Here is a 12137-nt window from a genome sequence, read left to right as displayed (position 1 = left end):
GCGTCAGCCCCCCCGAACCTCCCCGAGGCACTGCGCCACGATCTCCTCGACCGCCTCGCGGGCCCGGTCCGCGTCCTGCGCGACCAGCCCGATCCTGGTACGGCGGTCGAGCACGTCGGCCGCGTCCAGCGCGCCCTCGTGGCTGACGGCGTGGGCGATCTCGGCGCGGGTCACGTCCAGGCCCTCCGCGATCGGCGTCAACTCCCCCGCCGCCAGCACCTCGTGGGCCGCGCCGCCGTGGCGGGCGAGCAGCGAGGCGGGCACCTGGCCGACGGCCCCCGCGCCGGCGGGCAGCGGGCGGCTGTCCCCGTGGCCGGGGGCGCCGATCAGCGGCAGCCGGGCCGTCCAGCAGGCGCGGGCGGGCAGGCCGCGCAGCCGGACGGCGGTGTCCACCGCGTCCTCGGCCATCCTGCGGTAGGTGGTGAGCTTGCCGCCGACCACGGTGATCACCCCGGACGGGCTCTCCAGCACCGCGTGCTCGCGGGAGATGTCGGCGGTGCTGCCGTCCCCGGTGTCGATCAGCGGGCGCAGACCGGCGTACGCGCCGCGCACGTCCGCGCCGGTCAGGGCGGTGGCGAGGGCGGCGTTGACGGTGTCCAGGAGGAACGAGCGCTCGGCCTCGGTGGGCTGCGGCTCGTCCTGGATCGGACCCGGGGCGTCCTCGTCGGTCAGGCCGATCGCGACCCGGCCGAGCTGCTGCGGCAGGGCGAAGACGAACCGGCTGGTGGAGCCGGGCACCGGCACGGTGAGGGCCGCGGTCGGGTGGCCGAGCGCCTCCGCGTCCACCAGCAGGTGGGTGCCCCGGCTGGGCCGGAGCTTGATCGAGGTGTCCACCTCGCCCGCCCAGACGCCGGTGGCGTTGACCACCGCGCCGGCCCGGACGGCCAGCTCCCGCCCGGTCAGGGTGTCGACCAGCCGGGCCGAGGTGCCGTCGACCTGCTCGGCGCGCACCCTGGTCAGCACGGTCGCCCCGTACTGCGCGGCGGTCCGGGCCAGCCCGACCACCAGCCGGGCGTCGTCCACGAGTTGGCCGTCGTGGGCGACCAGCGAGCCGCGCAGCCCGTCCGTCCGCACCCCCGGCACCAGCCGGCGGGTCCGGTCGGCGTCGATCCGGCGCACCCGGGGCAGCAGCGCGCCCGGGGTGCCGGCCGTCAGGCGCAGCGCGTCCCCGGCGTGGAAGCCCGTGCGGATCAGCGCGGCCTGGCCCGGGCGCAGCAGGTCGGGGAGCAGCGGCACCAGTTGGGGCAGCGCCCGGATCAGGTGCGGGGCGGTGCGGGTCATCAGCACGCCGCGCTCGACGGCGCTCTCCCGGGCCACCTTGATCTGCCCGGAGGCGAGGTAGCGCAGGCCGCCGTGCACCAGCTTGGAGCTCCAGCGGCTCGTTCCGAAGGCGAGGTCGCGGGCCTCGACGAGCACGGTGCGCAGGCCGCGCGAGGCCGCGTCCAGGGCCACTCCGGCGCCGGTGACGCCGCCTCCGACGACCAGGAGGTCGATCCGGGGGTCGTCGCCGAGCGCTTGGAGTTCCAGCGTGCGGCGGGCGGCGTCGAGCCGGCCGGTGCCCGCGTACGGGCCGGCGTGCGGGCCTGCGGTGGGGGTCATGGCGCGAGGTATCCGTTCAGTGCTCTGGCCAGTTCGCGCCGCCAGGCCGCCTCGGGCAGCAGGGAGGCGACCATGCGGTGCGACTGGACTGTGGACTGGGCGATCAGCAGGACCATGGCGGCCAGTTCGAGCGGCTCGCCGGCCCGGATCGAGCCGTGCGCCTGGCCGTGCTCGATGCCGGCGCGCAGCGCCTCCAGCAGGCCGCGCTGGCTGGCGCCGAGCCGCTCGACGACGTACTGGAGCAGCAGGTCGGAGTCGTCGGAGTGCAGCAGTGCGCCGAGCACCGGGTGGTCGCGCAGCCGGACGGCGATCTCCACGACCCGCTCGACGAGGGTCTCCCGGTCGTGGACGTCCAGCCCGGCGCCCTCCAGGGTGGTCAGGATCTCCCGGGTGAGCAGCGCGCCGATCACCGCCCGGACGTCCGGCCAGCGGCGGTAGACGGTCGGGCGGCTGACCCCGGCGCGGCGGGCGATCTCGGACAACTGGGTCCGGCGCACGCCGAGATGGACGATCAGGTCGGCGGCGGCGTCCAGGATCGCGTCGTCGGTGCTGCGCTCCCCGGGGGCCGGGGGCGGCGTCTGAGGCTCGGCGTTACTACTTGACATGATGTGTGAAACTGTAACGCATGGCACCTGAGACGCAAGCGGGACCGGCCGGCGCCGCACTTCCGCTCCCCCCGATGAAGTGGGACGCCTGGGGCGACCCGGCCCTCGCCAAGGAACTGTCCGCCGACATCAAGGGACTGCTCGCCGCCGCCCTCGGCGTCACCGGCGACGCCGCCCCCGGGCCCGGCGCCGACGAGGTCGTCCTGCGCCCGTCCCGGATCTGCGCCGAGGACCTCAAAGCACTCGCCACCGCCGTCGGCGAGGCCCACGTCAGCGCCGCCGACGCCGACCGGCTGCCGCGCGCCGGCGGCAAGTCCACCCCCGACCTGCTGCGCCGCCGCAGCCGCGAGGCACAGGACGCCCCCGACGCCGTCGTGCTGCCCGGCAGCGAGCAGGAGGTCGCCGCCGTCCTCGCGGTGTGCGCCGAACGCCGCATCGCCGTCGTCCCGTTCGGCGGCGGCACCAGCGTGGTCGGCGGCCTCGATCCCGAGCGCGGAGCCTTCGACGCCGTCGTCTCCCTCGACCTGCGCCGCTTCGACCAGCTGCTCGACCTCGACGAGACCTCCGGCGAAGCCGTCCTCGGCGCGGGCCTCACCGGCCCGGCCGCGGAGGCACTGCTCGCCGAACGCGGCTGGGAACTCGGCCACTACCCGCAGAGCTTCCGCTACGCGACCATCGGCGGCTTCGCGGCCACCCGCTCCTCCGGCCAGGACTCCGCCGGGTACGGACGCTTCGACGAGATGGTGCGCGGACTGCGCGTCGTCACCCCCGCCGGGATCCTCGACCTCGGCCGCGCCCCCGCCTCCGCCGCCGGCCCCGACCTGCGCCAGCTCTTCCTCGGCTCCGAAGGCACCCTCGGCGTGATCACCGCCGTCCGGCTGCGCGTCCACCCGCTGCCCGCCGTCAAGGCGTACGAGGCGTGGAGCTTCCCCGACTTCGCCACCGGCACCGCCGCGCTGCGCGCCGTCGAGCAGCAGGGCACCGGCCCGACCGTGATCCGGCTCTCCGACGAGGCCGAGACCATGATCAACCTGGCCATGACCGAGCAGATCGGCGGCGCCCCGGCGGTCACCGGCTGCCTGGCCGTCACCGTCTTCGAGGGCACCGCCGCCCAGGTCGCCGCCCGCCTGCAGCTCACCCGCGACACCCTGCTCGCCGCCGGCGGCACCTCGCTCGGCGAGGTCCCCGCCCGGGCCTGGGAGCACGGCCGGTTCAACGCCCCCTACCTGCGCGACTCGCTGCTCAGCGCGGGCGCGCTCTGCGAGACCCTGGAGACCGCGACGAACTGGAGCCGCCTGCCGGCCCTGCGCACCGCCGTCACCGAGGCGCTCACCGGCGCCCTGCCCGGCTCCCTCGTGCTCTGCCACATCTCGCACGTCTACCCGACCGGTGCCTCGCTCTACTTCACCGTCGTCGCCGCCCTCGGCGAGGAGCCGCTCACCCGCTGGGGCGCCGCCAAGCGCGCCGCCGGGGACGCCATCCTCGGCGCCGGCGGCACCATCAGCCACCACCACGCCGTCGGCGCCGACCACCGGCCCTGGATGACCGAGGAGATCGGCGACCTCGGCGTGCGCATCCTGCGCGCCGTCAAGGCCGAACTCGACCCGGCGGGCATCCTCAACCCGGGCAAGTTGATCCCGTGAACGAGGTGAGAACCGTCCGCAGGGTCGCCGTTCTCACCAACCCGGCGGCGGGCGCCGGCCATGCCGAACCCGCCGCCCACCGGGCCACCGCCCGGCTGCGGGCCCTCGGCGTCCAGGTCGAACCGCACGCCGGGCGCTCCCCCGAGGACGCCGTCCGCCTCGCCCGCGAGGCGGTGGCCGGCGGGGTGGACGCGGTGGCCGTCGTCGGCGGCGACGGCATGATCAACCTCGCCCTCCAGGCCCTGGCCGGCACCCCCGTCCCGCTCGGCGTGATACCCGCCGGCACCGGCAACGACCACGCCCGCGAGTACGGCCTGCCGCTCGGCGCCCCCGAAGCCGCCGCCGACGTCATCGCCGCCGGACGCACCCGCGGCATCGACCTCGGCCGGATCACCGGCCCGGACGGCGCCGTCCGCTGGTACGGATCCGTCCTCGCCACCGGCTTCGACTCCCTGGTCAGCGACCGCGCCAACCGGCTGCGCTGGCCGCGCGGCCGGATGCGCTACAACCTCGCCATCCTCGCCGAGTTCGCCAACCTGCGCCCGCTGCCGTTCCGCATCACCCTCGCCGACGGCACCGTCATCGAACGCGACCTCACCCTGGCCGCCGTCGGCAACACCCGCAGCTACGGCGGCGGCATGCTGATGTGCCCCGCCGCCCTCCCCGACGACGGGCTGCTCGACCTCACCCTCGTCGACGCCATGCCCCGGCTGCGCATCGCCCGCTTCTTCCCGACCCTCTTCAAGGGCACCCACGTCACCTACCCGGAGGTCACCACGCTGCGCACCGAGTCCCTGCGGATCGAGTCCCCCGGCATCACCGCCTACGCCGACGGGGAGTTCATCGCCCCGCTCCCGGTGGACGTCGCGGTCGCCAAGGACGCCCTGCGGGTGCTGGTGCCGTGAGAGGCTGATGCCGCGGTCCGGTCCCACGGGCCGGACCGCGGCACCGGTCACCGGCGGGAGGGCTGACGGACATGCACCTGGCACTCACCGTGACACCCCACGGCATCCCCGTCCTCGGCGTCCTGGTCGCCGCGGCCATGCTCGCCGTCGCCGTCTGGGACGCCCGCCGCTTCCCCGGCGAGCCCTGGTTCCGCTGGCTGCTCCCCCTCGGCCTGGTCGTCGAGTACGCGGCCGTCGCCACCCTGTGGCTCCCCCTCGTCCCCGTCGGCGCCGTCCTCCTCGGCGCCGGCCTCGGCCTCACCAACTACTGGCGCTGGACCCGCCGTCGCACCTGACCACCCACCGGCTGCCGCACCACCAACCGGCTGCCGCACCCCCGGTCTCACCCGCCCAGGCGGCGGCGCCACAGCAGCGGGCGTATCTCGATCGCGTGGGACGGGTCGCCGTCCCAGACCGTCGGCAGGCCGGCCTCCGTCAGGGCGGCGACCACCTCCTTCCCGACCGCGACCGTGGTCGCCGGGGAGCCGTCGAAGCCGCCGTACAGCAGGGACAGGCCGTGGCCGGCGGCGGCGGACTCGGTGCACTGGGCGTGGAAGCAGACGAAGCCGCGCGCTTCGGGGGCGCCGGCCGCGGCGATCTCGGCGTCCGCGCAGGAGCGGCAGCAGCCGAAGTCCTCCCGGGCCGTGAGGCCGCCCGCCTCCAGGGCGGCGAAGGCCCTGGTCAGGCGCTCCGGGTCGGTCTCGCCGATCCAGCCGCTCTGCTCGCCGACCCGCTCCAGCCAGAGCCGGTCGGCGAGTTGCTCGGCCTGCGGGCGCGAGAGCGGGCGGCGGTCGCCCGCGACCAGGTACTCCTCGGCCTGTTCGGCGAGCCCGGCACGGTCGGTGTAGCCGCAGGCCAGCGTCAACCGCAGCCGCTCCTCCAACTCCCTCCGCTCGCCCGCCTCCAGGTCGATCGGCGGCACCGGCTCCGGCGCCGGGCCCAGGTCGAGCGGCCGCCAGTCCAGGCCCTCGTCCCAGCCCGCCGCACCGCGCGCCCAGCCCGTCATCGCCTCGACCACCGGCTCGGGCCCGTCCAGCCGCACCTCGAAGTGCCGCTCGGCGGAGCCGTCCCGGTGCTCCAGCGTGTACTCCTCCCCGTCGGCGTGCCACACCTGCACGTACACGTCCGGCAGGTCCGGTATCCGCTCCACGACGAGGAAGCGGTCGTCCGGCGCACCGATGCGCCGGACCATCCCCGCCAGTTCGTCCGCCGACACCCTCAGGTGCCGCGTCTCGTTCGTCTGCACCGCGATCGCCAGCATGACGTCACCCTTGCACACCCCACTGACAATCCCCGCGGACGATCCCGCAGTTCAGGCCCGGTGCGCCCGCCCCCGGCCGGCCACGAAGGCCACGGCCGCCGCCATGGCCGCCGTCTCCAGCAGCACGCGGCAGGGACTGCCACGGGCACAGCACCCGCAGCACCGGCTCCTCGGCGGCGAACGTCCCGTCGTCCGGGCTCAGGCCCTCTGGACGAGGGACTTCAGCTCGCCGACACTCTCGGTGAGGCTCGGTTCGCCGGAGCCCGGGTCGACGGTGAAGACCCGGTAGCCGGCGTCGGTGGTGACGCGGACCCGGCCGGATCCGGCCCACTCCGCCGAGATGAACTCCCCCTGGCCGCGGAAACCGCCCGTGTGGAGGGCGAGGACGTCCCAGCGGCGGGTCGACAGGCCGGTGCCGGTCTCCAGCCGGACGAAGTAGCGGCCGTTGTAGCCCTCCGGATCGTCGTGGTGGGCCACCGTCAGAACGTGGTCCGCCCGCTCCGGGGAGGCGGTGCGGCTCACCCCGTGGACCTTCGGGCCGAACATCTGGAGGACGTGGCCGCCACCCGTCAGCAGCAGCCCGAACACCGCGAACGCCGTCGCCAGCCCGCCGACGACGTCCCACCGGCCGCGGACCACGACCGCCGCCAGCAGCAGGACGGCGGCCAGACCGAGCATCGCCCACGGCCGGTTGAGGACGTCGGCCAGCACCGCCCGCCCGCCGTCGCCCGACTCCATGCGCCCCACCGCCCACAGCGCCGGCGGCAGCAGCAGCGCGGTGGCGGCCACGATGCCGCCGGCTCTCCCACGGTTCGTCATCGAACCCCCTCTTCGGTTTCCGGACATCCTAGAGGTGGCCGTCCCGGCCCGGCCGACAGGTTGTCCGGTGCCCTGTTCCCCCTGGCGGTGGTCGAGCCGCACATCGTGGCCGCCGGCCGGGAACCTGGACGGACGCCCCCACCGCGAACAGCAGCCCGAGGAACCCCGACCGCCGTCACCACCCCGCCGACCGTGTCCCGACGACCGCGGACCGGGCCCGTCCACCTGGAAAACCGGGTGCTTCGACGGCGGAGGGTCGGGTAGCGTGCCGGGTATGTCGAGCCCTGAGGCATCCAGGGTGGGGGCTTTCGGTCACGCGCCGTCAGCCCCCTGAAACCCGGAAGCACTGAACCACCGAGGTCCGAGCGAGCGCCACATCCGCGCCGCCCGGGGGTTGAGCGTGCGGTGACGAGACGTCCGTCCTTCTCGTTCCCCATCGCCCCGCTTCGGAGCCTCTCGATGCCCCTTCCGCTCTATCTGCTCGCCCTGGCCGTGTTCGCCATGGGCACTTCGGAGTTCATGCTCGCCGGGCTGCTGCCCGGACTCGCCGCCGACCTCGGCGTCACCGTCGGCACGGCCGGCGCGCTGACCTCGGCCTTCGCGGTCGGGATGGCGGTCGGTGCGCCGCTGACGGCCGTACTCGTCCGCAGCCGGCCCGGGCGCGGCAGCCTGCTCGGGTTCGTCCTGGCCTTCGCGGCGGCGCACGCGGTCGGGGCGGTCACCGCGAGCTTCCCGGTGCTGCTGGCCACCCGGGTGGTGGCCGCGCTCGCCAACGCCGGGTTCCTGGCCGTGGCGCTGACCACCGCCGCCGCGCTGGTCCCGGCGGACCGCAAGGGGCGGGCGCTCGCCGTGCTGCTGTCGGGGACGACGGTGGCGACGGTGGCCGGTGTCCCGGGCGGGGCGGTGCTGGGCGCGGTGTTCGGCTGGCGGGCCGCGTTCTGGGCGGTCGCGCTGCTCTGCCTGCCGGCCGCCGTCGGCATCGCCAGCGGTCTGCCGGCCGTCGCCGCTCGGGCCGACCGGTCCGCGACGACGGCCCTGCGGGCGGAACTCGCCGAGCTGCGTCGCCCCCGGCTGCTCCGCGCGATGCTGCTCGCCGGGCTGGTGAACGCGGCGACCTTCGGCGGGTTCACCTTCCTCGCCCCCGTGGTGACCGGAGCCGCCGGGTTGGGCGAACTGTGGGTACCGGTCGCGCTGGTGCTGTTCGGCGCGGGCTCGTTCACCGGGGTCACCGTCGCGGGGCGGCTCGCGGACCGGCATCCCGGTCCGGTCCTCGCGGTCGGCGGCCCGCTGCTGCTGGCGGGCTGGCCCGCGCTCGCCGTTGTGGCGGACACGCCGGGCGCGCTGCTGCCGCTGGTGTTCCTGCTGGGCGCGCTGTCCTTCGCGGTCGGCGGCACGCTGATCACCCGGGTGATGTACGAGGCGGCCGGGGCCCCCTCCCTGGCCGGCGCCTGTGCGACCGCCGCCCTCAACCTCGGCGCCACCGCCGGCCCGCTGCTGGCCGCCGCCTCTCTCGGCACGGCGGCCGGCCGGCTCGGCCCGTTCTACGCGGGCGGCCTGCTGGTCGCCGCCGCGCTGCTGGTGGCGGCAGCGCGTCGGAGGCTCGGTTGAGCCGGGCGTCGAGGAGTTCGAAGACCCGCCTCAAAGCGCCCGGCTCACACCCCGGACACCGCCGCCAGCCGCCCGTCCGCGATCGCCGCCACCAGTTCGCCGTGGTCGGCCTTCGTGCGGTCCGCGTAGCGGAGGGCAAAGTCGGCGACGGCCTCGGCGAAGGTGTCCGCGCTGCCGAGGTAGCCGGCGATGGCCAGGCGGTCGCCGGTGCGGGCGTGGGCGCGGGCGAGGGTGCGGCCGCAGAGCTCGGCGTAGGCGCGCAGGCCGGAGGGGGTGAGGTCGGCGATCTCCGTCGAGCCCTTCATGTCGCGCAGTTGGCGGCCGTAGTAGTGGCGCCCGCCGGGGCCGGTGGTCCAGCCGAGGAAGATGTCGCTGGCGGCCTGCATCAGGTGCTGCCCGGTGACGACCCGGCGGCCGCCGTGGTGGGCGGAGACCTCGGCGTCCACCCGCAGCGGCGGCAGGTGTTCCTCCAGCACCGACCGGCCGGCCTCCTTGAGCTGGAGGAACAGCGGGTCGCGGCCGTCCCGGCCTTCCAGCAGCAGGATGTAGCAGCGGGTGCCGACGCTGCCCACGCCGACCACCTTGGTCGCCGCGTCGACGAAGCGGAAGCGGTCCAGCAGTACCCGGCGGGACTCCGGGAGGGTCGACCGGTAGTCGCTGAACACCTGGCCGACGGCGCGCAGTTCGTTCCGTTTCAGCGGTTCGATCAGCGGCGGTGCGCTGATGATCCGGCGCCGCCCGTCCCGGTCCTCGGTGAGTTTGCCGAAGGCCTGCAGGCTGGTGCGGCTGCGGGCGCGGGCGAGGCCGGACTCCAGCTGCTTGCGCTGTCCCGGCTTGCCCAGCAGCGCCGGGAGGTCGGCGGTGTCCACGCGGGCGTACCAGACGTCGAGTTCGCCCTTCCCGGCCAGTCGCCGCATGGCGTCCGCGTACCCCTGGACGGCGGTGAGCGCGGCCCGGCGCGCCCGCCGCTCGTCCTGGCCGTTGTCGCGGGCGGCGACGGCGACGCTGGCGGCGAGCCGTTTGACGTCCCATTCGAAGGGGCCGGGGTGGGTCTCGTCGAAGTCGTTGACATCGAAGAGCAGTGCGCGTTCCGGCGAGGCGTACAGGCCGAAGTTCAACAGGTGGGCGTCGCCGCAGAGTTGGACGGTGAGGCCGGTCTCGGGGAGGGCTCCGAGGTCGGCCGCCAGCACGGCGGCGGCGCCGCGCAGGTAGGCGAAGGGGCTCGCCGCCATCCGGCCGCGGCGGATCGGCAGCAGCCGGGCGATCCGGTCCTCGCACTGCCGTTCCAGCACGTCGAGCGGGTCGGGCCGGTCGGCGGCGGGGATCCACCGGCCGTGGGCGGAGCGGGAGATCCGCTCCCGGGCGGCCCGGCCGCGGCGGCGGCGTTCGGCGGGGGTGGTCATGGCGGCGGCTCCGTCCGTCGGCGGGTCCTCTTCCCGCGACGCTAGGGCAGGAGTGCCGGAGGGCGCAGCGCACGCCCCCCGGCACTGCGCCGTCCGGGTGGCCCGCTCCTCAGCGCACCGTGAAGTCCGCCATCATCGCCATGTCCTCGTGCTCCAGGTTGTGGCAGTGCAGCATGTACGCCCCCGCGTAGTCGGTGAAGCGCACGAGCACCTCCACCGCCTCGGCCGGACGCAGGTCCACGGTGTCCTTCCATCCGGCGTCGTACGGGCCCGGGTCCGCGCCGTTGCGGCCGATCACCTGGAAGTGGTCCAGGTGGACGTGGACCGGGTGGTGCAGGTCGGTGGAGAAGCGCCAGAGCTCGACCGCGCCGAGGGCGGGCGTGGCGATGCTCCGGCCGGGGGTGTACGGGCGGCCGTTGATGGTCCAGCCGTCGCCGCGGCTGCGCCGGAAGGTGAAGTCGCGGGTGGTGACGGCCGCGGAGGCGTCCAGGGCCTCGACGGTGGCGAGCCGGTCGGGCACCGTCGCGTCGTCGGCCGGCTGCTTCGCGGTGACGTCGAAGCGCATCACCTCGGCCGTCCGGCCGCTGCCGAAGCGGTTGACCAGCCGGACCCGGGTGCCGGGCGCGTAGCGGGAGAAGTCGACCACGACGTCGAAGCGTTCGGCGGGGGCGATCTCGATGCCGTCGTGCCGGACCGGGGCAGCGAGCAGGCCGCCGTCGGAGCCGATCTGGACCAGGGCGCCGCCGCCCTCGGGCTGCGGGTCGAGTTCGAGCCGGTAGAGCCGGGCGTTGGAGGCGTTGAGCAGCCGCAGCCGGTAGTGCGCCCGGTCGACGTCCAGCCGGGGCCAGGGCGCGCCGTTGACCAGGATGACGTCGCCGAGCACGCCGTTGGCGTAGGCGTCGGTGACGCCCGGCTCGGCGAGCTTCGGGTCGACGGCGGGGTAGCGGAAGGAGCCGTCGGCGGCGAAGGCGCGGTCGGCGATCATCAGCGGCAGGTCCCGTTCGCCGCGCGGCAGCGGCAGCGCGGCCTCCTCGTCGTCGTGCACGAGGTGGAAGCCGGCCAGTCCGCGCCAGACGCCGGGGCCGGTGAAGCCCATCCGGTGGTCGTGGTACCAGAGGGTGGCGGCGCGCTGCTTGCCGGGATAGGTGTACGTGCGCTCGCCGACGGCGGTGCGGGCCACCGGGTGGTCCGTCCCGGACATCCCGGCCATCCCCGCCATGCCGGGCATGCCCGCCATTCCGGCCGTACCGGACGTGGCGTCCGCCGAGGACCCGACCGGAAGCAGCAGGTCGACCGGGTAGCCGTCGCTGTCCGCCGGGGTGTGTCCGCCGTGCAGGTGGGTCACCGAGGGCACCGGCAGCTCGTTGCGGTGCTTGACCACCGCCGCCCGCCCGGCGCGGGTGACCACGGTCGGCCCGGGGAAGCCGCCCCCGTACGTCCAGGCCTCGGTCCGTACCCCGGGCAGGATCTCCAGCCGGGCGACCTGCTGGGTGATCTCGTAGTAGTCGCCCGTCGCGTCGCTGCGCACCGGCTGCAGCACGGGCGGCACCGGCAGCGCGGTCCGGAAGGCCTCCGGCAGGTCGAGTTCGCTGCTCAGCAGTTGCCCGGGGCGGCCCTCGGCGAGCAGCCGGGCGGCGGAGGGGACGGCGACGGCGGCCAGGGCGCCCGCGCCGAGGACGGAGGCGCCGACGCCCAGGAACCGGCGCCGGTTCACCGGGACACCTCCACCGGTCCGCCGGGGCGCGGCAGCCGTCCGGTGCCGTCGGGGCCGCCGACGCCCGGGGCGTGCCTGGCGGGCAGCGGCAGCCGCCAGGCGCCGACCAGGCCGAACAGCACGCCGCTGACCAGCAGGACGCCGAGCGTGACGTGCACGCCGAGCGCCCGGGCGTAGCCGGCCGTGATCTGGCCGACGACGGCGGCGGTGAGCAGGAGGGTGGTCCACAGCGGCCAGAGCGGGCCCCGGCCGGGCCACCGGACGGCGACGGCCACCGCGAGCTGGATCACCACCACGGTGGCCAGCATCATCGCGTTGCCCTCGTGGTCCTTCAGGGAGTCGTAGGTGCCGTTCAGGAAGCTGCCGGCCAGCATGACCTGGAGCAGTGACAGCAGGGCCAGCAGGGTGGTGGAGGTGCGCAGCAGGATCAGCGGCCAGCGGGGCGCGGGGGCCGCGGGGGGACTGCTCATGTCGGGCTACTCTCTGCGTCGACGGTCTGGCGGGGCGGGCGCGAGCGTAGCTGATCCGACATCACGATCAG

11 protein-coding genes are annotated in these 12137 nt (G+C 75.5%); 4 read left to right on the top strand and 7 right to left on the bottom strand.

Annotated features, from left to right (window positions below; genetic code table 11):
* Positions 1-3: 3 nt before the first annotated feature.
* Both ACFVUY_RS04060 and ACFVUY_RS04055 read right to left on the bottom strand, forming a co-directional pair.
* On the bottom strand, positions 4-1599 hold the full coding sequence (locus tag ACFVUY_RS04060; RefSeq protein WP_387727164.1) for a glycerol-3-phosphate dehydrogenase/oxidase: 1596 nt from the start codon (positions 1597-1599) through the stop codon (positions 4-6).
* Positions 1596-2204: a TetR/AcrR family transcriptional regulator gene (locus ACFVUY_RS04055; RefSeq protein WP_387727162.1), complete on the bottom strand. Its 609-nt coding sequence runs from the start codon at positions 2202-2204 to the stop codon at positions 1596-1598. The genes ACFVUY_RS04060 and ACFVUY_RS04055 overlap by 4 nt, the downstream gene beginning before the upstream one ends.
* Before the next feature lie 74 nt (positions 2205-2278).
* On the opposite strand from ACFVUY_RS04055, the gene ACFVUY_RS04050 reads away from it, so the two are divergent.
* The 3 genes from ACFVUY_RS04050 (at position 2279) to ACFVUY_RS04040 (ending at position 5087) form a co-directional block, all read left to right on the top strand.
* Entirely contained in the window at positions 2279-3847 is a 1569-nt protein-coding gene (locus tag ACFVUY_RS04050; protein ID WP_387727160.1) for an FAD-binding oxidoreductase, read from the top strand.
* Positions 3844-4752 (top strand): diacylglycerol kinase, encoded by a 909-nt coding sequence (locus ACFVUY_RS04045; RefSeq protein WP_359897648.1) that lies wholly within the window; start codon positions 3844-3846, stop codon positions 4750-4752. Before ACFVUY_RS04050 ends, ACFVUY_RS04045 begins: the two co-directional genes overlap by 4 nt.
* A 71-nt stretch (positions 4753-4823) precedes the next feature.
* The gene (locus tag ACFVUY_RS04040; protein ID WP_387689835.1) at positions 4824-5087 is read left to right on the top strand and encodes a hypothetical protein; all 264 of its coding nucleotides are present in this window, start codon (positions 4824-4826) and stop codon (positions 5085-5087) included.
* Between the two features lie 47 nt (positions 5088-5134).
* Here the strand turns inward: ACFVUY_RS04040 and ACFVUY_RS04035 are convergent, their stop codons facing one another.
* Together ACFVUY_RS04035 and ACFVUY_RS04030 are read right to left on the bottom strand one after the other, a co-directional pair.
* Complete coding sequence (locus ACFVUY_RS04035; protein WP_387727158.1) at positions 5135-6052, bottom strand: DUF6891 domain-containing protein; 918 nt, start codon at positions 6050-6052, stop codon at positions 5135-5137.
* Between the two features lie 198 nt (positions 6053-6250).
* Positions 6251-6871 carry a hypothetical protein gene (locus ACFVUY_RS04030; RefSeq protein ID WP_387727156.1) on the bottom strand — a complete coding sequence of 207 codons (621 nt, stop codon included), beginning with the start codon at positions 6869-6871 and terminating at the stop codon, positions 6251-6253.
* A 459-nt stretch (positions 6872-7330) separates the two neighbouring features.
* Here ACFVUY_RS04030 and ACFVUY_RS04025 point away from each other — a divergent pair, with 459 nt between their 5' ends.
* The gene (locus ACFVUY_RS04025) at positions 7331-8479 is read left to right on the top strand and encodes a Cmx/CmrA family chloramphenicol efflux MFS transporter (protein WP_387727154.1); all 1149 of its coding nucleotides are present in this window, start codon (positions 7331-7333) and stop codon (positions 8477-8479) included.
* 44 nt (positions 8480-8523) lie between these two features.
* Here ACFVUY_RS04025 and ACFVUY_RS04020 read toward each other — a convergent pair whose 3' ends face one another.
* From ACFVUY_RS04020 to ACFVUY_RS04010, 3 genes are all read right to left on the bottom strand, one after another.
* Positions 8524-9882 carry a DUF2252 domain-containing protein gene (locus ACFVUY_RS04020; protein WP_387727152.1) on the bottom strand — a complete coding sequence of 453 codons (1359 nt, stop codon included), beginning with the start codon at positions 9880-9882 and terminating at the stop codon, positions 8524-8526.
* Positions 9883-9991: 109 nt separating this feature from the next.
* A complete protein-coding gene (locus tag ACFVUY_RS04015) occupies positions 9992-11596 on the bottom strand; it encodes a multicopper oxidase family protein (protein ID WP_387727150.1) in 1605 nt (534 codons plus the stop codon).
* Positions 11593-12066 (bottom strand): hypothetical protein, encoded by a 474-nt coding sequence (locus ACFVUY_RS04010; RefSeq protein WP_387727148.1) that lies wholly within the window; start codon positions 12064-12066, stop codon positions 11593-11595. The genes ACFVUY_RS04015 and ACFVUY_RS04010 overlap by 4 nt, the downstream gene beginning before the upstream one ends.
* Between the last annotated feature and the right edge of the window lie 71 nt (positions 12067-12137).

This window comes from Kitasatospora sp. NPDC058063 (assembly GCF_042885395.1).
Classification (GTDB): Bacteria; Actinomycetota; Actinomycetes; order Streptomycetales; family Streptomycetaceae; genus Kitasatospora; species Kitasatospora lactacystinica.
This window is presented reverse-complemented; position numbering and strand designations above follow the sequence as displayed.